This is a genomic window from Aliiroseovarius salicola (genome assembly GCF_027891095.1).
Lineage (GTDB): Bacteria > Pseudomonadota > Alphaproteobacteria > Rhodobacterales > Rhodobacteraceae > Aliiroseovarius > Aliiroseovarius salicola.
Window position 1 is genome coordinate 609,243 of sequence record NZ_JAQIIO010000001.1, and the last position, 22,255, is coordinate 631,497.

Annotated in this window: 22 protein-coding genes; 6 read left to right on the forward strand and 16 right to left on the reverse strand. The window is 53.8% G+C overall.

The window, feature by feature from the left end; translation table 11 throughout:
• Positions 1–11: 11 nt before the first annotated feature.
• On the forward strand, positions 12–1,397 hold the full coding sequence (locus O2N63_RS03090; protein WP_271052824.1) for a phosphohexomutase domain-containing protein: 1,386 nt from the start codon (positions 12–14) through the stop codon (positions 1,395–1,397).
• On the opposite strand, the gene O2N63_RS03095 is transcribed toward O2N63_RS03090, so the two are convergent.
• The 3 genes from O2N63_RS03095 to O2N63_RS03105 all read right to left on the reverse strand — a co-directional run bounded on the left by O2N63_RS03095 (position 1,389) and on the right by O2N63_RS03105 (position 5,100).
• Entirely contained in the window at positions 1,389–2,054 is a 666-nt protein-coding gene (locus O2N63_RS03095; protein WP_271052664.1) for a YjbF family lipoprotein, read from the reverse strand. The genes O2N63_RS03090 and O2N63_RS03095 overlap by 9 nt on opposite strands.
• Positions 2,051–4,162 (reverse strand): YjbH domain-containing protein, encoded by a 2,112-nt coding sequence (locus tag O2N63_RS03100; RefSeq protein WP_271052665.1) that lies wholly within the window; start codon positions 4,160–4,162, stop codon positions 2,051–2,053. Before O2N63_RS03100 ends, O2N63_RS03095 begins: the two co-directional genes overlap by 4 nt.
• Before the next feature lie 98 nt (positions 4,163–4,260).
• Positions 4,261–5,100 (reverse strand): metallophosphoesterase family protein, encoded by an 840-nt coding sequence (locus tag O2N63_RS03105; protein ID WP_333780721.1) that lies wholly within the window; start codon positions 5,098–5,100, stop codon positions 4,261–4,263.
• Between the two features lie 189 nt (positions 5,101–5,289).
• Here O2N63_RS03105 and O2N63_RS03110 point away from each other — a divergent pair, with 189 nt between their 5' ends.
• The 3 genes from O2N63_RS03110 to O2N63_RS03120 all read left to right on the forward strand — a co-directional run bounded on the left by O2N63_RS03110 (position 5,290) and on the right by O2N63_RS03120 (position 8,797).
• Positions 5,290–6,624: an oligosaccharide flippase family protein gene (locus O2N63_RS03110; protein WP_271052666.1), complete on the forward strand. Its 1,335-nt coding sequence runs from the start codon at positions 5,290–5,292 to the stop codon at positions 6,622–6,624.
• Between the two features lie 200 nt (positions 6,625–6,824).
• Positions 6,825–7,877 (forward strand): hypothetical protein, encoded by a 1,053-nt coding sequence (locus O2N63_RS03115; protein ID WP_271052667.1) that lies wholly within the window; start codon positions 6,825–6,827, stop codon positions 7,875–7,877.
• 56 nt (positions 7,878–7,933) lie between these two features.
• Positions 7,934–8,797, forward strand: coding sequence for a hypothetical protein (locus O2N63_RS03120; RefSeq protein WP_271052668.1), 864 nt, complete (start codon positions 7,934–7,936; stop codon positions 8,795–8,797).
• Positions 8,798–8,883: 86 nt separating this feature from the next.
• On the opposite strand, the gene O2N63_RS03125 is transcribed toward O2N63_RS03120, so the two are convergent.
• The 4 genes from O2N63_RS03125 to O2N63_RS03140 form a co-directional block, all read right to left on the reverse strand.
• Entirely contained in the window at positions 8,884–9,819 is a 936-nt protein-coding gene (locus O2N63_RS03125; protein ID WP_271052669.1) for a phage head spike fiber domain-containing protein, read from the reverse strand.
• Positions 9,819–10,088, reverse strand: a complete 270-nt coding sequence (locus O2N63_RS03130; RefSeq protein ID WP_271052670.1) for a spike base protein, RCAP_Rcc01079 family — start codon at positions 10,086–10,088, stop codon at positions 9,819–9,821. The genes O2N63_RS03125 and O2N63_RS03130 overlap by 1 nt, the downstream gene beginning before the upstream one ends.
• Before the next feature lie 136 nt (positions 10,089–10,224).
• Positions 10,225–11,352 (reverse strand): glycosyltransferase family 4 protein, encoded by a 1,128-nt coding sequence (locus tag O2N63_RS03135; protein WP_271052671.1) that lies wholly within the window; start codon positions 11,350–11,352, stop codon positions 10,225–10,227.
• Positions 11,349–12,041, reverse strand: a complete 693-nt coding sequence (locus O2N63_RS03140) for an acyltransferase (protein WP_271052672.1) — start codon at positions 12,039–12,041, stop codon at positions 11,349–11,351. Before O2N63_RS03140 ends, O2N63_RS03135 begins: the two co-directional genes overlap by 4 nt.
• Before the next feature lie 204 nt (positions 12,042–12,245).
• Here O2N63_RS03140 and O2N63_RS03145 point away from each other — a divergent pair, with 204 nt between their 5' ends.
• Entirely contained in the window at positions 12,246–13,154 is a 909-nt protein-coding gene (locus O2N63_RS03145) for a glycosyltransferase (RefSeq protein ID WP_271052673.1), read from the forward strand.
• Positions 13,155–13,159: 5 nt separating this feature from the next.
• Here the strand turns inward: O2N63_RS03145 and O2N63_RS03150 are convergent, their stop codons facing one another.
• The 6 genes from O2N63_RS03150 to rfbC are packed head-to-tail and all read right to left on the reverse strand — an operon-like array spanning position 13,160 to position 18,706.
• A complete protein-coding gene (locus O2N63_RS03150; protein ID WP_271052674.1) occupies positions 13,160–14,260 on the reverse strand; it encodes a glycosyltransferase family 4 protein in 1,101 nt (366 codons plus the stop codon).
• Positions 14,257–15,351 carry an acyltransferase family protein gene (locus O2N63_RS03155; RefSeq protein WP_271052675.1) on the reverse strand — a complete coding sequence of 365 codons (1,095 nt, stop codon included), beginning with the start codon at positions 15,349–15,351 and terminating at the stop codon, positions 14,257–14,259. The genes O2N63_RS03150 and O2N63_RS03155 overlap by 4 nt, the downstream gene beginning before the upstream one ends.
• 16 nt (positions 15,352–15,367) lie before the next feature.
• Positions 15,368–16,249: a glucose-1-phosphate thymidylyltransferase RfbA gene (rfbA, locus tag O2N63_RS03160; RefSeq protein WP_271052676.1), complete on the reverse strand. Its 882-nt coding sequence runs from the start codon at positions 16,247–16,249 to the stop codon at positions 15,368–15,370.
• The gene (gene rfbD / locus O2N63_RS03165) at positions 16,246–17,100 is read right to left on the reverse strand and encodes a dTDP-4-dehydrorhamnose reductase (protein WP_271052678.1); all 855 of its coding nucleotides are present in this window, start codon (positions 17,098–17,100) and stop codon (positions 16,246–16,248) included. The genes rfbA and rfbD overlap by 4 nt, the downstream gene beginning before the upstream one ends.
• Positions 17,097–18,146, reverse strand: a complete 1,050-nt coding sequence (rfbB, locus tag O2N63_RS03170; RefSeq protein WP_271052680.1) for a dTDP-glucose 4,6-dehydratase — start codon at positions 18,144–18,146, stop codon at positions 17,097–17,099. The genes rfbD and rfbB overlap by 4 nt, the downstream gene beginning before the upstream one ends.
• A complete protein-coding gene (gene rfbC / locus O2N63_RS03175) occupies positions 18,143–18,706 on the reverse strand; it encodes a dTDP-4-dehydrorhamnose 3,5-epimerase (RefSeq protein ID WP_271052826.1) in 564 nt (187 codons plus the stop codon). Before rfbC ends, rfbB begins: the two co-directional genes overlap by 4 nt.
• A 148-nt stretch (positions 18,707–18,854) precedes the next feature.
• Between rfbC and O2N63_RS03180 the strand changes: the two genes are divergently transcribed.
• Positions 18,855–19,721 carry a sulfotransferase family 2 domain-containing protein gene (locus tag O2N63_RS03180; RefSeq protein WP_271052681.1) on the forward strand — a complete coding sequence of 289 codons (867 nt, stop codon included), beginning with the start codon at positions 18,855–18,857 and terminating at the stop codon, positions 19,719–19,721.
• Positions 19,722–19,735: 14 nt separating this feature from the next.
• Here the strand turns inward: O2N63_RS03180 and O2N63_RS03185 are convergent, their stop codons facing one another.
• The 3 genes from O2N63_RS03185 to O2N63_RS03195 all read right to left on the reverse strand — a co-directional run bounded on the left by O2N63_RS03185 (position 19,736) and on the right by O2N63_RS03195 (position 22,145).
• Positions 19,736–20,398, reverse strand: a complete 663-nt coding sequence (locus O2N63_RS03185; protein WP_271052682.1) for a hypothetical protein — start codon at positions 20,396–20,398, stop codon at positions 19,736–19,738.
• A 32-nt stretch (positions 20,399–20,430) separates the two neighbouring features.
• A complete protein-coding gene (locus tag O2N63_RS03190; protein ID WP_271052683.1) occupies positions 20,431–21,789 on the reverse strand; it encodes a polysaccharide biosynthesis/export family protein in 1,359 nt (452 codons plus the stop codon).
• An 83-nt stretch (positions 21,790–21,872) separates the two neighbouring features.
• Positions 21,873–22,145, reverse strand: coding sequence for a hypothetical protein (locus O2N63_RS03195; protein WP_271052684.1), 273 nt, complete (start codon positions 22,143–22,145; stop codon positions 21,873–21,875).
• Positions 22,146–22,255 lie beyond the last annotated feature (110 nt).

Sequence of the window (22,255 nt, forward strand, 5' to 3'; positions counted from 1 at the left end):
CTGAAACGGTGTTGACCGAGCTGACCTGCTTCAAGGCTTATGACATACGGGGGCGTATGGGGGATGAGTTGAACGAAGAAGTGGTCGAGCGAATTGCGCGTGCTTTCGCTCAGGTCCTGCAAGCTCAAACAGTCGTGCTGGGGCGTGACCCACGCGCGTCCTCTCAGGCGTTGTCCAATGCCGTAGCCAAAGGATTGATGTGTTCCGGAGTCACTGTGATCGATCTGGGGCTATGCGGCACGGAAGAGGTCTATTTCGCAACAGATCATTTGGGAGCTGACGGCGGGATCTGCGTGACGGCCTCGCACAATCCTATGGACTACAATGGATTGAAGCTGGTCAAAGCGGGGGCAGCGCCGCTTGACACGGAAACCGAGTTTGCGGCGATCAAGAGACTGGCGGAAAGCGGGACATTTGGCTCTGACGCGCCAAAAGGATCCTACGACACCAGCCCAGTGGATCGTTGCCGCGCGGCCTATGTGGACCGTGTATTATCCTTCATCGACATCACATCTCTTTCCCCAATGAAAATTGTCGTCAATGCGGGGAACGGTGCGGCGGGCCCCAGCTTTGACAGGATTGCAGCGGCATTGGAACAGGCGGGCGCTCCGATCAGTTTTTGCCGGATGCACCATGTGCCGGATGAACGATTTCCAAATGGCATCCCCAATCCTCTTCTTCCGGAAAACCAGCCTGCAACATCAAATGAGGTGCTTGCACAAGGTGCGGAGCTGGGCGTTGCATGGGATGGGGATTTTGATCGCTGCTTTCTGTTTGACAATGAGGGCGCGTTTGTCCCCGGTGAATATTTGGTGGGTTTGCTGGCCGAAGCCTTTCTTGCCAAAGATCCCGACGAAACGATTGTGCATGACCCTCGTGTGATCTGGAACACGCAAGACCTGATTGCTCGCGCGGGTGGTCGTGCAGTTTTTGCCCGCACCGGACACGCCTATATGAAACAGGTTATGCGTGACAGCGGAGCGGTTTATGGTGGCGAAATGTCGGCCCATCACTATTTTCGCGACTTTATGGCCTGTGACAGCGGCATGATCCCCTGGCTATTGGTGCTTGAGCTTTTGTCGCGCAAAAGCGCCACGTTGGCCGATCTGATCCGCGCTCGCCGTACCGCCTTTCCGTCTTCGGGTGAGATCAATTTCCGGGTCGAAGATGTCAACCATACTGTTGCGAATGTTGAAGCCAAATACGCGCCACTTGCTCTTGCACGTGATGATACGGATGGGATGAGCCTTGATTTTGGCGACTGGCGACTGAACCTGCGCCGATCAAATACCGAGCCTTTATTGCGGCTGAACATCGAAGCACGTGGAGACGAAGTGCTCCTGCGTGCGCGGGTCGCAGAACTAAGCGCACTATTGGCCGGACACGCATCAGACTGAGCTGGGGATTTTCCTGAGAGCAAGCGTGCCAACATAGTGGCTGATCCATTGGCGTGACTGCACGATTTCAAGACTTCCGTGCTCAATCCAATAGAGGTTCTGGAAGGTCGTGTGACCATTCAGGCAGTCGGACTGCATTAAGTTGGTTCTCGCCACATATGGACCAAGGTCAACGCGCCGCTCTCCGCGCGGACTGGCCTGACAGCGATAGCTGCTGATCTTGGTTTCATCATTGGCGGTCAGGTGGGTGATAAAGATCTCAACCGTCCCGTTTTTACCGGACTTCAGCAGGGGCCATAGACCGGACATATCTGCGGCCATCATGTCGCCGCCCAATCCACGGGTTGAGATCACCATGCCCTCTATTGTCGCAAGCCCGACCATGTCGGCTGAGATCCAGCTTACTTGCCCTTTGGCATTTTCAGTCTGTTTCACAAATGGTGCCAGCGCGTTCTCACGATTTTCGACGGACACAAGAAAAGAGGGGGCACCGCTTTCGGCCAATGCAACAAAAGTCGGATCAGGGTTGTGGAGCGGAGCTGGGTTGAGCACATCTCGCAGGGTTTGGTTTCGGCGTTCATCCGATGAGCAACCGACAAGCGTTAAGGCAACCACAAGCCCGGAAATCCATGTCGCGCCGCGTCCGGTTATCCTCATCTCCAGAACCTTCCCCACCGATCTTCCAGTTCATTTCCATGGGCGCCCCGGATCAGGTCATTCAGCCGGTTGCGCATCTCCAACCGTGCGCCACCATCCCGTAGGACCGGGCGGATTGTTGTGGCAAACGCTTCTTTTGAGGGGCTGCCGACCAACCAGTCGATAGGAATGGAAAACCGGATACCTTTGTCGAACGACCCTTCGCCAAATTGGGAAAACGGAGTGTCGGTGAGGGTGAAAAAGGCTCCAACTCGAAATCCGTTGTTGAACTCCCGATCAAGCGACACTGTCGCGCCCCAATCGCCAGCCAGATAGCGGCCGATGTCAAGCTGGCCCAGATACCCCCCGCCAAAATCGTAATAAGCTGAGGCGTGGCCGGTCATGATGTCATAGTCGCGAAACCCGAAAAGCTGATCATAGGCACGTTGGCGTGCGTAGTTCACCTCAGCCCCAAGTGCGAGAGAGGAGTGCACGGGCTTCCAGAGTAATTCACCAGAAACGCCACCATACATGGTTTCAAAATACCCGGTTGTGAGACGCGCATAGAGGTTGCGACCGGGCCGAAAGAAATACTCCGCAGTCAGGTGCTTGATCTGCACATCAGATTGCTTCGAGTATTCGGTCACATCGGTACGCACATGGGGTAGGACCGAATTTGAGGGGCGGGTGCTTGTGTGGAGATTGCCCAGCAGGGACTGGCGAAGGCTTCCGGATAGCACCAGACCCGGCGCAGGTTCGTAGGAGGCCAAGAACTGCAGGCCCAGATCCGCGCGAATAGGGGCGTCTGGGTCAAAAAGTTCGGGCTCCAGATAGGGAGTAAGTGACCAGGACAGCTGTGGATAACGGTCGGGGGATGTGGCGCCTGACATATCCGTTGCATTCACGATTCTGGCGAGGGCAAAGCTTTTCCATGCGCCATCCAGATCGTATTCCAGTTCTTCCAGATCTTGCCTGCGTAAAATCACGCGCGAAACGGGCATGCCGTGGATGGCAAGGTCGATGTGAAACTCTTCAATGGATTTAGGCAGGCTATTGGCGAGGATGCGAGCAGCCCGCCCGATTGCTTGTGCCTCGGCGGCATAGCGTGAATTGGAGATACGCAAAATGGCAGTGTTACTCTCCAGCGTGAGCGCATCCAGCCTCAGACCTTGGTCCTCTAACAATAATGCAAGTTTGGAACGGCTTGCGGCTATGTCTTGCGGTCCCCATCCAAGTTCTTCCGCAGTTTTTCCGGGCAACAAGGCTGGAGGAGCGGCTTCGATCCCAGAGGGAATCCGATCCCGTTTCGGATCGGTTGCGAAATTAGCTGCTATCCCAACTTCTGTTCCGTGCAGAAGAAATGCAGTCAGATTGGTGCCGCTTCCAGCTTGGTAGGTCAGCCCGAAGTTGAATGGGGTATTTCGCTCAAATCCGGTATGGCTTCCTTCTTGGACGTAAGCGTCCGAAGAGTATTCTGCATTGAAATGCAAATTCGGTGTGACTTGGTAAGATAGCCCTCCAAAGAGAGCGGCATCACCCCGAAACCACTGATCCACCTCTAATCGGCCGACCTCTGAGATCGATCCCGGTCCCTCGCCACGCGTATCAAAACCGCTGGATAAAATTGAAAGCGGGTTTTTGAACCCACCATGGCTGGCCAACCGACCCCAGCCAAGCCCGGCGGTCAGGGTAAGTCGACCGGATAGGAAATGCTTGCTGGCGGCGACATATTCCGACCCATAAACCCCGGTGCCACCAAAATCTCTAAGGCCAATCTGTACCGCTGGGCGGGTGCGGGTTTCCTTGAACAGAAGATAGCCCAGATCAAAACTGCGATCATACCGGGTGCTGTTCGGACCATCGAGGCGATCAATGATCGAGTATCGGAAACTGCCAAACAAACGGGGTGTGATCTGAAAAGTAAGCGTGTGACGGAAGGTGCCATCGTGCAGGGCGGTCGTATTGTGAATGGCGCCATCCGGCAGGACAAACCCAGAGGGCATATCGATTAGACCTGGGGTGCCAAATGTCGAGACATGCGTTCCACCAAGAGTATCACTGGCTGCGATGTGGGCGGGCAGCATCAGCAAGCACAGTGCAACAATTTTGGATGCGGATCTAATATGCACCTGCAGGTCCCTCGGTCGTCGAGACTCACCTTAAAATTGTTTTAATGAAATATAAAACTCTTTTTGCTTGCACTGCGAAAAGAATGCCAGAAGCGTTGTCAGCTGTCCTCGCAATCGACCTGAATATACTCGATCATGCCGTCTGCAATAAGCGCCGTGGTCAAGCGACCATTTCGAAAAGCGCCTGTATCAATCGAGATAACCCCGTTTTCCTCGCGCGGTACCGGCACAACTGTGTGGCCATGAACCACCCACATTCCGTCGGTGCGCGCCTGAACACCAAATGAGTGGTGACCACAGGTTAATGTCATGTGAGGCTGCTCTTCTATCGGCAGCGACGGATCAGCACCTGCATGAACGGTGGCAACGTTTCCGCTGACAAATTTTCGGGGTAATTGGCGCAACCATTTCTGGATGTCCGGTGGTATCGCGTCTCGAAGTTGCGACTGCACCTGCGCTTGTTCGAGACTACCGTTGCCACTTTTGGGTGTTGGTAAGATTACTCCAAAGCTTTCAAGAGTTTGCGCCCCTCCGACATGTTGCCACTTTGGGCCGTGGGCCAGCAATTTATCGGCATCTGGTTCATCCAGGAATCGCAGCAACATTTCCTCGTGATTGCCGATAAGGCAGGTTGTGTTGGGACGGGTTTGGCAAAGCTCATGGAGCCTCAACAATACGTCCTTGCTATGCGGCCCGCGGTCGACATAGTCCCCAAGAAAAATCCAATGGTGGTTACTTGCTTGATCCGACAGGCGTGCGAGCATGCGCTCTAATCCCACAGCCTGCCCATGAAGGTCCCCGATGACCGCAAGGGGGTGGTCCGGTTTCGGGGGCTGTCCCTCAAAACGCGGTCCAGCTCGGCGTAAGTACGACTTGGCGCGTATGAATAACGTTCTGAACATTTGTAATGCCTGGCAGAAGTTATGATGGGTGCTCATCCATAACGAGTATAGAACGTATTGGGCCCGGCCGCATAGTGTTGATTGTAAGCAGGGATTTTATCTGATTTTCCCTGATGGATCACATCTTTGTAGAAGTGTGACTAAGTTATTGATACAACCATAGGGGTATTGCCTGCCTTGCGTATTGCGAAAACCTGACTGGCAGATCAGTTGCAGTAGAATGTGATGGTTATGAAAAATGTGCACCTTAGGGCAGCCCTTGGTGTTGGTGGATTGAAAGCCATCACACTGCCGCTGACCATTCTTCTGTCGGTTGTTCTCGCCCGTGTTTTGGGACCGGAAAGCTTCGGCCGATATGCTTTTGTCATGTCTATAGCCATTTTTTTGGCACTGCCCGCAGGGGTGGGCGTAAACGGATTGCTTGTGCGCGAGGTGGCGCGTGCAAAGGCGGACAATGATCATGCGCTTATGTCGGGATTGATCCGCCGTACATTGCTATGGGTGGGCACCTATTCTGTGTTGCTTTGGGCTGCCGTGGCCGTTTTCTGGATTGCGGGGGGTGAACTCATCACAGGCAGCGCGGACATGTCAGTGCTATTTGCCTTGGGTGTGTTTCCGCTTTTATCCCTGATCGCTGTTCAGTCGGGTATTCTGCAGGGATTGCAGCGCCCGGTGATCTCGCAATCCACTCAATTGTTGTTTCAGCCCACATTCTCAATTTTGCTGGTTGGTCTGTTGGTTACGTTCCAAGGGGCGCTCAGTCTGAACGCGACCTATTTGCTGCGTATAATTGCAGTGGCCTTTGCGTTGCTGGCTGGGATCGGTCTGGCGTATCGCCGAATTCCTGCAGAGGTTTGGACCGCCTTGCCAAAGTATGAGGACAAGGCGTGGCGGCAGGCCCTTTTGCCGTTCATCCTGATCGCAGCGACAAACACGCTAAATGTCGAGATTGGAATCTTGGTGCTTGGCGGCCTCGGAGCCGAGATTGAAGTAGGTGCACTGCGAGTGGCGCAGAGCGGAGCGCAGCTTTTGATGTTTCCGCTATTTATCAGCAACATGATCATGGCGCCGTTCGCGGCTGGTCTGGTCAAGACGGGGGATCTTGCAGGTTTGCAGAGCAAAGTCAGGCGCGCTTCATTTCTGACGTTCTTTGTCTCAGCCTGTGCCGCCTTGCCCCTGATCTTATTTGCGGCTCCGATCTTGGGACTGATCTTTGGGGAAGCCTACGCCGGCATCGCAGAACTCCCCCTTCAGGTGCTGGCACTGGGCTTTCTCTTCCGGGTGGCCTGTGGTCCAAACGCAATGATCCTGTCCATGGCCGGTCATGAACAGCGTGCCTTGCGGGGGCAGATCGTGACACTGGTGGTCTCGGTGACTGCCGTTCTCTTCCTCTCGCCGATGTTCGGATCGACCGGCGCAGCCGCTGGCATTTCCCTGGGCTTGGCGGTTGGTCAGATCTATCTGCTGATGCTGTGCCATGAATATCTGCATTTTCTGCCAATAGGATTTTGGAAGAGTGGTTTGATTGCGAACATTCAGAAAAGGCCCGCGCGGGAATGAACGACGGAATGGCAACAGACAGGCTGGTCGGCCTCGAATTGCGAACTGGCAGGGTTCATAGGGAAACAGTACTGTTTCTATTGTTGATCCTCTTCATTCTAGCGCCCAAGGTAAATGTTATTTCCTTTGGCCACGCTGGTTTGAGGGTCGAGGATTTTGTCCTTCTATTTGCTCTGCCTTTGCTAGTTTGGAACTATCGGTTGAGTGCAATTCCGGTGCCCTCATTCGTTTGGGCTTTTGCGGCCTATCTGGCCGCATCGCTCTTTTCGGCTCTTGTGAACCACGCAACTTTGGGGCCAACGGGTTTGGTCTACGTGGCACGTCAGGCGCAGTATTTTGTCTGGTTTCTTATTGCCGCCCAGTTTGCACCATCCATTTCCGAGCGCACATTCAAGCGTGGGTTTGGTGTAATTGCCGGGATCTTGCTGATCTGGTGGATCGGTGAGCTGCTGCAACTTGTTCCGAAGATTGGCAGGTTCTCTACAGTCGGGGATCGTCTGACTCTGAATACCTCCGGCCCATATGAAACCGCAATTCTGGCCGTGATCATCTTTTTTGTTGCCCCCGCCCGGTGGCAGAAAATTGTGATGTTCGCGGTGCTTCTGGCGACGCAGTCGCGGATAACGATTGCGGCTTTCCTTGTTGTCTGGGCGGTCGCAAGGCCAGGTCGAAATGCATTGCTGATCACGCTAATCGTGCCAATTGCCCTCGTGTTTGCTGCGGCCAGTCCAGATCTGTTTCAGGCTGGGCGACTGACCCAGACCCAGTCGCCTGCGGCGATGCTGCAAGACCTACGCGACAGGTTTGATACTGTCATGCACATTACATCGATCGCAGATTATCGCGCGCTGGTCAGCCAAGGCTTGCATGACAATGTGGATTATCAAACCGGAGACGCCAGTTTTCAGGTCAGGGCGTTCAAATGGGCGCTTATCATCAAGTCCTTGGGTGCCAGCACGACCCAGTTTCTGTTCGGGTGGGGGCCGGGGGCCTGGGGGCTCGCTGTGGATGGTCACTATGTGCGCTTTCTTGGGGAGGGCGGGATCGTCGGGTTCATAGCTGCGATGTATTTCTTTGCCCTGAGCCTCACTGGCCGGGACGCACCTCGAATCTACCGCCTTGGTTTCTTCTGCATGGCTCTCAGCTGCATTTTCATAGATGCCGCGACTTCATCCAAAGTCATGTCCACGCTCTGGATGTTGGCTGGATATTTCCATTCCCGGCGTTATCGAAGAAGCGAGAATGCACCATGAGATGTGTCCTTCATATCGGCACGGAAAAAACCGGTACAACCTCACTTCAAACATTCTTGGTTGAAAACAAAGCCGCGCTTTCCAATCAGGGCATTGCCATCAGTTTGGCCCTCGGCGAAGGGAATAACAGGATATTGGCCCTTGCGTTTCAATCTTGTCTGGATGACCTCGCGCGGCGCTTGCGCCTGTCCGACCTGAACGAGAAATCAGCCCTTTGTGCACCTATTCTTGATGCCTTTTCCGAGGAAGTTGAGCAGGCCAAGGCGCATCACGATGTCTTTGTCATCAGCTCAGAGCATTTGCATTCGCGCCTGCGCAACGAAACCGAAATTGATGCACTGCATCGCTACCTGTCACCACTGTTCAGTTCCATTGATGTACACGCCTATCTTCGACAACAGGCCAGATTGGCCCAAAGTAACTATTCCACCTGGATTGAAGGGGGGGGAGGGGCGGATGACCTTGCAACATTTACAAAAGATGCCCAGCCGGGAAATCCCTATTACGACTACTCGCTTCTGGCAAAGCTATGGACTGGCGTGTTTGGTGAAAACGCATTTCATCCACGTCTTTATCAGCGTCAAAACCTTTTGGGTGGAGATGTGAGACAGGATTTTTTAACGCACGCTCTGAATTTGGATCACCATCAGGGGTTTGGTTTTAGGACGGTCGAAAGTAATCCGTCACTTGGGGCTTTGGGGATTACTTTTGGGCGCGGAGTTAACTTGGTCCTGCCGCAATTTCTGTTTGGTCGCCGCAATCGGGCAAGAGACGCGATCATGCGCTCTTTTGTGCTTTCTGGCCTTGGTAAGCTCGGGCCGCAGAACCCGAGCAAACTCGACGACATTCAGGTGCGATTTCAGCGGGTAAACGGAGAGCTGACACGACGTTACCCTTGGCTTTCTGAAGGGTTTAACTGAGGCGGTGAAACTTTTGGAGAAGACAGAATCCCTCCGCTGGATCTCACCGCATCTGCCGATTTCGCAATAGCAATCTCATCCATCCGTTACAGGATTGTCAGCCGTTTCACATGTGGCCGATCCAGAGTGGCGGGCCACCATCCATTGCCCAGCACCTGCTCAGTCAGGATCGTTCTTGTACCATCATCATAGGTGATCTGCACATCGTAGACCCCGCTGACACCCTGAATGCCCGCAATATCTGCGGCGCGATTCACGCCTGTGCTTGTGGTTGGGATGTGTGAACTGGGGGAGCTTCCCGCTTCGATCTGAGCACCCCAAAGCACCAGCTGTTCTCCACCAACAAAAGATTTGCTACCGTTGATGCCTGATGCCGGGCCAACGGCAAACAAGCCGTTTGCAGCAGGCGACAGTGTGCCGTAGAGCCGAGCCACTTCGCTACTAATAAGTTCAATTCCGACGTCGCTCCAGCTTGTGTTGATCTGGGACGCTCCAGTCTGAAGATCAAAGGCCACACCGGCAGGTCCGTTGCCGAAACCGTAGAACATGACATAGCGATGCAAATCGCGACGGCAGAATACGCTGATCGTGTGGGCCTGGCCCAATGACAGGGATGCGCTTCGTGACAGAAAACAGTCATTTACGCCTGAATTAACGGTGATCAGCCGCGCGCCTAAACCATCCGGTGTGAGAGGGGCGCTGGTGTTGGTGGCGCCACTAATGGTCCAAATGGCCCCAAGATCTGATGGGGCAATCAGGTTGGTCGAGCTGTGCTCAATCAGCAAACCGCGCGGTTGGCCATCTGCCCCATGGTCGAACCGTGGCGTATCAATTGCTGCGGTTTGGGCTTGCCCTGATGCGTCGTGAAACCCTGCTGTTGAAGCGCGGGAAAATGTCAGCACTGAAGACAGCGCAACAGATGAACCATTCTGACGATAGGTTTGGGCCGCGAAATTGAGATCGAGCAGCGCCGAAGGTTTGACCCTCGGCGCACAGATGGAAGTAAGAAGTCCGATTTCCATCAATAGATACCCACGATATCTGTTGCGGTGGATCCGGTGGCATAGACGCGCTTGACGCGCAGCGGGTGAACCACGCCACCAATCAGATTGGTGAATGTTACAGGCGTGTCGTCCCCCTGAAGGACAATCTGAACCGTGCTGGTTTCACCAAGATATAGTCCACGGGTCACGACCGGGAGGTCATTCGCGTCGTCGGGAGTAACGGAAAAGGCGTTGCTGGCGGGTGAAGTGATCCCTGCGGAACGGCGCTTGAAAGTGTCGAGTGTCATGTTTGGCTCCGATATTTGAGCGTGATTGGAGTGCAGGGGCAGACACTAGAGCCCGTATCTTAATCAGCGCATAGTGCAGCGCGTGGGGAGTTCACGTTTGATTAATTGGAGGGTTTCAGAATGGCCGGAAGCAGCTTTAGGCAAGTTTTTCGTAGATGGCCGACGTGGCCATAGCAACCTCATCCCAGCTTTGTGACGCTACCCGGTTCGCGCCACTCTTCCGTGCGTGTTCAACCCAATCCGCGCCATCCGCAATTGCCCGCAAACCCTCTGCGAGGGCATCTGGTGAGAATGTTGGGAATAACTGCTGAGGGGTGACAGCCAGTTCGGTCATTGAGCTATTGTTGGCAATCATCACTGGGGTGTCCACAGCGTAACCCTCATAGATCGGAATGCCGAAGCCTTCATATTCTGATGCCATCACAACCGCTTGTGCATGGGCCAGCACCTGCCATTTTCGGGCCTCATCCACTGGACCGAGATAAGTAAATCGATCCCCGAGGATTGAGGTGATCTCTGTCAAAATACGGTCTGCGTCGAAGTTCATCCGCCCGGCAATCACCATTTGCCATCCGCTGCCTTTGGGAAAGGCCTGGTCAAATCCCCGCGCCATTGTCACGAGGTTTTTGCGAGGCTCCACATTGCCAACAAAGCCCACAAACGGGCGCTGGGCGAGAGTATCATCCGGCTTCAAGCGCTGCGCAACAGGTCGGTTGAGGATTGAAGCGTCAACACCATTTCCTATGACGCTGATGCGATTTTCCGCTTCCGGATAGAAATCAAGAATGCGCTGTCGGGTAAACTCTGACACGGCAATTATGTGATCTGCCTCACGAGCTTGCCGGTGAAAATTGCGCTTGGAATATATAACATTGCGGCGCGAGAAAAATTCGGGGCGATCCAAGGGAATGATATCATGGATTGTGGCAAGCTTGGGTTTGCCGTGGCGGGTTCCAAGATTTGCAAAATAGGTTTCGTGAAGGATGTCGTGCTGACCTGGGATCAAGAGGCTTTGCAAGCGCGGCAGATATTCGAGTAGCGCGTTTTGAATGCGGCGGTCCCCGGCAAAAATGCGTGAAGAGATCTGTGTGTCAGATGTTGGCAGAAGAGAGACAAAGCTGTTCTTCCCCCTTTGTGTCTGGACGAAGTGGTCGAATTCTTGTCGTGCAAGCCGCGTCAGCGCTTCAGACAGACCAAGGCAATAACGTGCAACACCGCTGATCGGGTCTCGAACCGGGCGGCAGTCGAGCAGCACCCGGGTCATGAAGAACCGCCATCTGTTCGGGGAGGTGTGATTGTGCGAGTTTCTCGTGCTGGCACACCTGTCGCCACCATCCCCGCCGCGATGGAGCGTGTTACCACAGCCCCGGCACCAATGACCGCCTTGTCGCCGATGACCACACCATCAAGAATGGTGACATTATTGCCGATCCATACATTCTCGCCAATCGTGATCCCGACCCGTTCAGTTGTGCCATCGGTAAAAGACCCATCATTGCCCAAGCTATGCTGCTCAGCCGACAGGCGCAGCCCAGCACCAATTTGCGTGCCCGCCCCGATCCGCACCATCCCACCCACTCCGATCGACGCATGAGGACCGATATAGGCGCGTTCCCCTATCTCGAGCCCCTCTCCCATCTCACCAAGCCCACTGCGGCATTGCACCCAGCAAAACTCGCGCAAAGTTGCGCCGTGCGCGATTTTCACGCCGCGATGTGATGAAGCATCCAGATATGAATGGTGGCCGATGGCTGCCCCGGGCGCGAGGTGGATCTGAGATTTTGCGATCAATACGACCCCGCGTCCCAGAAAAACCAACCGACCGCGCCGGATGCCGTAGAGCAGCAATCCGCGGATCGCGGAACCTCCTGCTTTGCTGACAAGGTATCGCAGGTCTTTTAGAGACAGCGTATATTCGCGCCCGGTCAGGAATTTGATGATGTTGGAGATCAAAGCACCACCATAGGAAGAGTAATTGTCCAGTAGCTTAGGTGGTAAAACTTGATATTACAAGTAAATCAAGTTTTAATCCAGTAAGTTGACTTGATGCATAAAACAACTATACATTGTGTCTGCGGTGGTTTTAAGCTCCTCTGTTATCATTGGACTCATCGCTCACATACGCCCCAAATACAGTGGGGTTAGCTGAGGCATCAAATGGTTGCTTTGATAATTCCTGTTCTGAATGGTGGCGTGGTTTTCGAGGATTGTTTGGCTGCAATTGGCGGCCAGACACTACGCTTTAATACAAAACTTGTGTTGGATAGTGGGTCGTCGGACGGATCACGCGATCTTGCTTTAAAGCATGGGTTTGAAGTCTGGGATGTGCCGCATGGAACGTTCAATCACGGGGGCACCAGATCACTTGCCGCCTCTAAGGTCAAAGACGATATTCTGCTGTTCCTCACCCAAGATGCGGTTTTGAATGAACCTGAGGCGGCTGCCAAGCTTGTTGCGGCATTCGAGGCCTCAAATATCGCCGCAGCATTTGGTCGACAGTTGCCACACCATGATGCAGATGACATTGCAACCCATGCCCGCTTGAGAAGTTATGGGACGGATTCCTATGTGACGTCGATAACATCCTCATATCCGGCGGGAATTCGTAAATGCTTTCTGTCGAACTCCTTTGCAGCTTATCGAAGGGAGGCGCTGCAAGGTATCGGTGGGTTTCCCTCGAATGTGATCCTCGCGGAAGACATGTTCGTGGCAGCACGGCTTTTACAGGCTGGCTGGTCGGTTGCATACGTCGCAGAAGCACGCGCGCGCCATTCGCACAATTACACGATCCGGGAAGAGTTCCGCCGGTATTTCGATACGGGGGTCTTTCAGAAACAGCAGGCGTGGATCCTTGAAGAATTTGGGCGCCCAGAAGGTGAAGGTGTGCGTGTCGCCCTTGATCAGGTTCGCTACTTGTGGCGGCAGAACCGATGGGGACAGATACCCAGATCTCTTGCTGTCAGTAGCGTGAAATACTTCGGGTACAAATTGGGATTGCGACATGATCGGCTGGGTCAGGATGTGTCCCGTCGCTTAGCCATGCACAAGAGGTATTTCGCCGAATAGAGCTGTTAGGAGCGCATATTGCGAAGGATGGCCCGCGCCTCGTCCGCAGTAACATCGAACTCCGAAAGGAATGAGACGGCATCGTCTTCCGCTGCATTTTGTAACCTCTGCGCATGGGAGTGCATCTGATCGGGAAGGTGGTTTCTTGCGTTCACCACATCTTTCATACGCTCATGCAGGCTGGGCAGGTCGCTGCTGAGATCCATGGTCATCAACCACTGATCTGAAATCAGGCGGGAGCGAATGCAGCCGCGGTCAGGTGCAAACACCGCAGCACCCGCGCTATAGGCTTCCAGCAACACCAACGGGTCAGCCTCATCAACCAATTTGGTCGGCAATATCAAAAGATCGATTTCTTCGAAAAAAGACTGCTTTTTCGTTCCTGATATGGGGCCAAGCCAGCGGATACGTCCGTCGCTCCGGTCCACGGCTACCTCAACCTCATGGCGCAACTCCGCGTCCGGGATAGGGCCTGCAAGGACCAACTTGCCGCGCCCACCTTGTGCAATGTAATCCTTCCAAAGTTCCAGAAGATATGGTGCGCCCTTATCCGCCGTAATTACGCTCAAATGCCCGGCCACGGGGGCGCCTTCGCGGCGAGGCGGGACGGCAGCGGTGGGATGTGAGAATAGGGCGGCGTTCGGCAGACACAAAAAACGCTCTCGGGAATTCACACGATAAAGAGCCTGATATTGGTCGCGCATTTTTTCACTGAGCAGAATATGGGTGGCATAGCCGTCGGACAGGCTTCCAAGCAGTTTCAATGCGGGCAATGGCCCTAGAGCGATTGCGCGATAACTATGATGGTGGGTGTAAAACCGTATACGCCTCAGACGCAGCGCAAGTGCGGTGGGAAGGAAAAACCAAATGCCATTCTGACCGGGCAGAGAGCTGTACACGATATCTCCGTTGCGCAGGCCAACCAGCAGGAGAAGTGGATTCAGAATAGCGCGCCAGATCTTACCAAATGTGCTCCCGCCTAAAGGAAGACGGATGAGAGCGCCGATTTGCGACAGGCCAGAAGCCATGCGTTCATTGTAGATGGATTGACCATGCATGGGTGGAGGGCATTGGCCGATAAACCAAATCCGTTTGCGTCTGCTCAACGTACCCTCCGTTCGACCCCGGTGAAAATCCGTTCGGGAACAGCCGTGAGCGCTTTGCGGGCCGGCCGTTCGATCCACAGATATCCCCAGTAGCTGAGACCAAAGATCGTGGCGTAACTGAGCAAACTCATACCTAGGAGCACTGGCAGATTGCCGGGCATCAACTTGTCTGCGATTACATTCATAAACACCAGGATGATCACGCGATGCCAGATGTAGATGGCATAGGTCAGCTGTCCAAGTGGCGCGCCTATCGCCACCAAAACGCTCACGTTGCCATGATGGTCTGATGTCACGGCAACGACAAACAGCACCAGGATCGTCAGCATCGTGACCCAACTCGGAATGGGAAGGCACATTTCAATAAAAACGAGCGCTGACAATCCCAGCATCACGTACCCTCTATCCTTCAGATCAGGCAGCCGATCCCGAATGCGATAAAGAAAAACGCCAATCGGAAAACTGACCAATCCTCTTAGCAAATGCGGCAGATGCCCCCATTCCTTGTATTCCGGCAGCAGAAAAGCGGCGGTCAGTGTGAAGAGAAGGCAAACTGTCCCAATCCAGATGGGCCCGAGCATTGCGAGTGACGCAATGAGTGGGAACAAGATGTACAGCCCCATTTCAATGCTGATTGACCATGTCACCCCATTGAACATGTATGGGGAGCCGCAGTCGAAATATTCCTGAACCAATAGTGCTGTCTGGGTGATGCATCCCGGTGCAAATGATGGTGCCGTTGCGCTTTCCCCGCGTGTCAGAAGCACAGCCCAGACCACGATGTTGACGGCAAGTACCACCAGGTGAAGCGGATAGATCCGGGCGATCCGTCGCCACATGAAATCTGCAAAGCGACGCAGGTTGCTTATCCGTCCTGCGTAGACATAGGCGAGAACAAAGCCTGAGATCATGAAAAACAGATCGACATAAAGCCCAAACCCCTGTTGGGCGATGATCAAGGCACGTTGCTCGGGTGGAAAGAAGAACTCATTGGAGTGATAGACGACAATTCCGACGCTTGCCACAAAGCGCAGAAAATCGAGATTTCTCAAAGCATCAGTCTCGGTTTGCAATCCGATCAAGCGCGCCATGACCTACCCAAACCCTTCAGCTGTGGTCGGTCAGAAGATTGTTAAGGTATTGCCCATAATCCGATTTGTCATAGGTTTGGGCGTGTTTTCTCATCCTCTCGGCATCAATCCACTTCTTTTGAAATGCGATCTCTTCCGGGCAGCCGGATTGCATGCCTTGCCGCATGGACAAGGTGCGCACAAAATTCCCTGCATCGAGCAATGATCCATGAGTGCCTGTGTCAAGCCAGGCATAGCCGCGACCCATTTTCTCTACAGAAAGAGTTCCATCGCGCAGATAGCTTTCCAGAAGCGTCACGATTTCTAACTCGCCCCTTGCCGAGGGTTTGATTTCGCGGGCGCGGGCCGGGGCTTCTCCATCCAGAAAATACAGCCCCGTCACAGCGTATTTTGATGCAGGCCGTGTGGGTTTTTCGACAATGCTTTGCGCCCGGTCTTCTGCATCGAATGTCACAACGCCGTAACGTTCGGGATCAGCCACATGATAGCCAAATACCGTCCCACCAAGCTTCTTTTGATCCGCAGCGAGCAACACTTCGGGCAGACCGTGTCCAAAGAAAATATTATCTCCCAAGACCATGGCGGATGGAGCGCCGTTCAGAAACTCCTCCGCGAGAATGTAGGCCTGCGCCAGCCCGTCGGGTGTCGGTTGCGTGATGTAGGTCAGCGTAAGGCCCCATTGGCTGCCATCCCCTAAAAGTGCCTGAAATTGTGCCTGATCACGCGGGGTTGTGATGATCGCAATCTCGCGGATGTTCGAAAGCATCAGGACCGTCAGAGGATAGTAGATCATCGGTTTGTCATAGACCGGCATCAACTGTTTCGACACGGCCAATGTCAGCGGATAAAGCCTTGTCCCTGATCCGCCGGCCAATATGATTCCTTTGCGCTGTGTCATGTGGCGCTCCCCTTCAAATCCGCAATCATACCAACCAATGCCTGCTGCCAGTCGGGACGGTTTATCCCAAAAACCTGCTGGGTCCGGGAACAATCCAGGCGGCTGCTCAGTGGACGTTTGGCTGGAGTTGGAAATTCGCTGCTTGGAATGTCATTTACCGCAACAGTTTTATCTGCACTGGAAAAGATGGCGCGGGCAAAATCTGCCCAGCTGACATCAGGCGCACCGGTAAAATGGTAGGTACCGGATTTCTCAGGTGCAGTGATCAGTTGATCTGCAATTTTCACACATGCTTCCGCAATTGCGCTTGCCGGTGTCGGACCTCCGATTTGATCGGCCACGACGTTCAGGTGATCCCGTGTCTTGGAAAGACGCAGCATAGTCTTGGCAAAGTTGTTGCCATGGCAGGAAAACACCCAGGATGTACGGAGGATCACATGGGTTGCGCCGGTTTCACGTATTCCGACTTCGGCGGCCAGTTTGCTTTGGCCATAGACGCCAAGGGGTTGGGTCGGGGAGTTTGGTGTGAATGGAGTGTGGCCTCGCCCGTCAAACACATAGTCGGTGGAAATCTGAATAAGCGGGATGCCAAGATCCTTGCAGGCCTCTGCCATTTCGACAGGAGCCGCACCATTGACCTGATGGGCAAGGTCGTCCTCCTCCTCGGCCCGGTCTACAGCGGTGAAGGCCGCTGCATTGATCACAGCGCTGGGCTTGGTGGATTGAATCGCGGCGCGACAAGCACCCGGTATTGAAAGATCTGCCTGCTCGCGCTCCAGACAGATTGCGTCAGGCAGGTACGTCGCGATCTCACGCGCAACCTGACCGGTTTTGCCAAACACCAGGATCATGAAGATACTCCTAGCCGTTTGCTGACATCGTGGCGAGAGAGCAGTTTTCTCCACCAATCCTCATTGGTCAGATACCAGTCCACGGTCTTCTTCAGACCCTCTTCGACTGTTACCGAAGGACGCCAACCCAGTTCATTGCGAATACGCGACGGATCGATGGAATAACGGGCATCATGTCCGGGACGATCGGGGACGAATTCGATCTGATCCATGTAGTGACCAGAAACTTTCGGGCGCATTTGATCCAGTATCGCGCAGAGGGAATGCACCAATTCCAGATTGGTACGCTCATTCTCGCCGCCAATGGCATATGTGCGCCCCAGCGCACCCTTTTCAGCAACCAGCAAAAGCGCTTCGGCATGATCTTCGACAAAAAGCCAGTCGCGGATATTAGAACCGTCCCCGTAGATCGGCAGTGGCTTGCCTTCAATGGCGTTGATGATGGTCAGCGGTATGAGTTTTTCCGGGAAATGATAGGGACCGTAATTGTTCGAGCAATTGGTCAGAACCACCGGAAGCCCGTAGGTTTCATGCCACGCACGAACCAAATGATCCGAGGCCGCTTTTGAGGCGGAATAGGGACTGCGCGGGTCGTAAGACGTGGTTTCTGTAAATCGCTGTTCGGGGTTCTGAGGAAGCGACCCGAACACCTCGTCGGTGGATATGTGGTGAAACCTGAAAGATGCCGGTCGATCCTTCCCAACCCAATAGGCACGTGCCGCCTCAAGCAGGTTGAAAGTTCCCGTGACATTGGTTTCGATGAAATCCGATGGCCCGTCGATCGACCGATCCACGTGGCTTTCGGCTGCCAGATGCATGATGATGTCGGGTTGATGTTGTACGAGAATTCTGTCCAGAGCGGCGCGGTTGCGAATATCGGCATGTTCAAAATGATAAAGCGGATCGTGTTCAACGCTGGCCACGTTTTCCAGACAGGCTGCATAGGTCAACGCATCTAGGTTGATGACGCCATGCCCTCGCGCCACAGCCTTTCGCATAACCGCAGACCCAATGAATCCTGCGCCCCCTGTGATCAAAACCTTCATGTCACATCCTTGTAGGTGAAAGGGGAGGTGAAATCAGAGAAAGGCGGCGCATCTTGATCCTTCTCTGAAAGGAGGGGGGAGTTCCCAACCAACGGCCAATCAATTCCGCAACTGTCCCATCGTACGGCCCCATCGTGTTGCGGAGAGTAGTGGTCAGTACATTTGTAAATTATCTCGCTATCCGGTTCGAGTGTCATGAAACCATGCAGAAACCCTGAAGGGATCCAAAGTTGAACCCCATTCTCATAGCTGAGTTCCTCTGCGACCCAACTGCCATAGTTGGGTGACCCGCGACGCACATCTACCGCAACATCAAAAATCTTACCACGGCCACAACGCACCAGTTTCCCCTGCGCGTGCGGAGGTGATTGAAAGTGTAGGCCGCGTATCGTTCCGATGTCATGGGACAACGAGTGGTTGTCCTGAACAAAATCCGGCAAATCCAGCCCCGCCTCGCTGAGTTTTTTTCGATTCCAGCTTTCCGAGAAAAAGCCGCGCTGGTCAATATACCGGGGCGGCGTGACCTTGTAGACGCCAGAAAGGGTCGTTTCTTCAATCATTTTTGTGATCTGTTGCCTTGATGCGATTAGAGCTTGGCACAGTATTATCCGAACTTCCTCAAAAGTAAAAAACAGTTGTCCAGAAGCGGTGGAATGTTGGTAAATTTTTTGCAAGTATAACCCACAGGACAACCTAGGGGTGTGTTTCTTGTTGCAGAAGATGTTAGAAAAAAACACGCTTGAATATGCTGAAACACAATTTGATGCTGGTGCTTCTATTCTTGATGCAAATATATTTTGCGCGGAGTGGGAAATGAACCCGGCGCCGGTTCCTCATGATTTGCAGCGCAGTTCACACTCGAAAGCAGGGTTTTTACCGGGCCGAGCATTTCATTCCGCTCGGTTGGCATATCGGCGTCTGTCTTATGCGTCGGGGCGGAAGATATCGCCCTTTACACTTTATGAAACTGAAAGTGTCATCTTCATTCACATCCCCAAAAATGCGGGAACTTTTGTCAATGGGATCGTATATCCAGGCATCTCTTCAAGCCGGTCCACCCACATTAACGCTCACCATTCCGTGCATTATCTCGCGAAACTCGATCCCATTCGCTTTGGGCGCCTTCCCAAGTTTGCAATCCTGCGCCACCCCGCCCAGCGTTTGCAGTCCGCGTTCAATTATTTGAAGTATCACTCGCCGTTTCAAACAGATCGAGAGTTCGCTAGCAGGCACCTGTCGGGGTTTTCGGATTTTGACATGTTCTGTCGCAATGAAACGGAACAGGGGTTTGAAGCCTTCCTGTTTTGGCCACATTTTCAACCTCAGGTCAGTTTTCTATGCGACGCCACTGGGCGACTGTGCGTAGATGCCTTGACGACGCTTGAAATGATCTCGGAAGGGCTGCGATCTCTCGGGGATTGCTTTGGGAAAAACTGGGCATTGGAAAGCAACACCCTGGCGCCCGGCGATCACTGCCCCGAGGTCATGAGGCTTGTAGAGAAATATTATGCCAAGGATTTGAAGCTTTGGAGCGCAGTTCAGAATTCCGAGCAGCACTTTTGTTTGGTCCGGTAGCTAGGCTGCTCCTGTTATTGGCACTTGGTGACGCCAAGGCGGACCAGCTCGCTGCCTTTTAGGCGCGCTATTTTGTAGATTTGATGCCGTGCTTTTTGCAGATACCAGGATTTGACCGACGCGGGGTAATACGCAGCGATCACCTTTGACCATTGGTCAAATTCCTCGGGTGACAGACGGGAGCCGAACCGGTGGGGGCCGTGAAATCCAAATGTGGTCCGGGACGAAACGCAGACATTTTTCGCACCCAGAAACATTGTGCAGCTTGAGAGGCAAATTTGCCCACGAATTTCGACGCGTTGACCCAATGCGTTAATTCGCTGGATTTCATTGTGCCTCTCGCGCACGCTTCCTCCGTAGTCATTCCCAATAACGATGGTTGCACCCGGTTTGGGGGTGCGCGGCGTAAGGGCGATGGAGGGGTCTGCCCCTGTAAAAATAACTGCTGCGCATATTGCGAGCGTTTGCGATACTTTCAGTGCGGCACAGTTTTTTAACAAGCACGCAAAAATCGCGCGCCCAATCCATATGAACGTCATTGCATCACCCCCATGAAGCATCGAGTTGTCATTACCCTGTTGCGCCGACCCCTTACCGGCATGAACAGGAATAGAACATGGAAGTGCTAAGAAACGGTTGATCCGCCGATTTGCCGGCGTCACCTGTTTGGGATCCACCTCATTATCAAAACAGAACCATTGAGACGGGTTCAGTTTTGGGTTGCACTCACCCCCATGGTGATCAGTGATGGCGAAATCTGATCAATGGTCCTGCTCCAGCGTGTGACGGGTTGTTCGGCAACAAACACCACATCATTTGGGCGAAGCTCAAACCGGGCGGCCAAAGACAGGTTTGCCGCGTTTCGCAGGTCAATCTGCCAAGCGGTTAGGGCATCAAACTCCATCGGGTCCGTGGATCCCCTCAGCACATAAACGTGCCGTGGGTCAGCCGTCTTGATTGACAGCCCGTTTGCACCCTCAAAGAGGGCGTCTGCAAGACTTGCTTGTCGCTCAAGTGGGAGGGGCATGCGTCCTTGCTTTTGCACCTCACCGCTTAGATAGACATAGTCACGCTCAACGGCTCCGAGACGTGCCTTTTCAAGAAAGCTACCGCGTTGTTCGTCAAGCGCCGCCCGTTGGATCTCGATCTCAGCGCCCAGATTTTGCAGGGCAGCCCGGCGGTTGTTCTGGCGAAATTCAGCCAGTTGAATGTGCTGGCGGAAATAGGCTTCAGCGCGATCAAGTGAATAGGCGTCATCAACAAACAGGCTATCTCCTTCCTGAAGGAAGACAGCGCCCAGTTTTGGGCTGGAATAGAGACTATCCAATGGGATTTGGTAGATGGTGCCAGCGCGATATAGCCTGACAGAAGTGAAATCCGTGGTTCTTCCTGTGACCCCACCTGCCTGCGCGAGTGCCTGTTTCAGCTCCAAAGGGGCAAGGGTGATTGGTAGGACGCCCGGCCGCGCCACCGCTCCGCCAATTGCGATTTTCTTTGAGTTGAACTCAGCGATCTCGAGGCTAAATGTCGGCTCGATCTGCGCTTTGACAAGATGCTGAAAGACCTGCGCCTCTGCTTCTTCCAGCGTCAGGTCAGCAATTTCGACACGCCCGGCAGAGGCTATCGCGATGCTGCCATCATCCTGAACCGTGTACCCCTGTCGACTGATTTGTGCAGCCAGAAGACCCGAAAGCTGTTCGGCAGATGTTGAGGATGGAGTAGCCAGCAGCACAACATCCCCAATTCCAATTCGATAGGGTGTGGGGTTGGTTGCGGGTGGAAGGCGGGTTTCCAATGACGGCGGCCGAACTTCGGCGGTATAGACCGGGTCAGGTGCAATGCCCCCGGTGCGCAATCCGCTTCCACCGTTGGCAGTTTGATGAAACGCTGCGGGCAACGTTCTGGGGGTATAGCTCTGTCGATTGGCCAACAGGATATTCTGCGCCGTGATCGGCAGAACGCGAACCTTTGCAGTATCCGTCGTGCCAGGAATGACGCGCGAGCTGTGGTAAGCAGCGCCACAAGATGACAATGCGCAGAGAGCAAGGGCAATTACATAGTGCTTCAACGGTTTGTCCCCTTTGTCTTTCCGCCGTGGCTTTCTTCAGGAAGCAGCATGCGCCACGTCATTTGCCCTCAGGCGAGTTGCATCTACTTTTTATTTGTGGATGTGGTTGAGGTTGCTGCTCCGCCGCGTGCAGCCGTTGCAATGGCCAGACCTCCGACTGCCCCCAAAACAGGACCAATACCGAATATGAAGTTCTGTGCGTCACCCACGGGAGGCAGGTTTAGATTTTCCACCTGATTGACCTCTGCACAGTCCTGTATTGCCGGATCGCAGTTTTGAGGTGCCTCTTGTTGTGCGCTGGCTTTGCCTGTTGAGCAGGTCAGCGCAACGATCAGAAATGATGTCGTGTAGCGCATGGAGGCGTCCTTTTCCCTAACTGCGAGTGAGTAGTGCCATGGCTTGACAGTGCAATAGACGGTACTCGCCCTATAGTATAGTTATGAAAGTCTGAAAAAGGCAATCTACA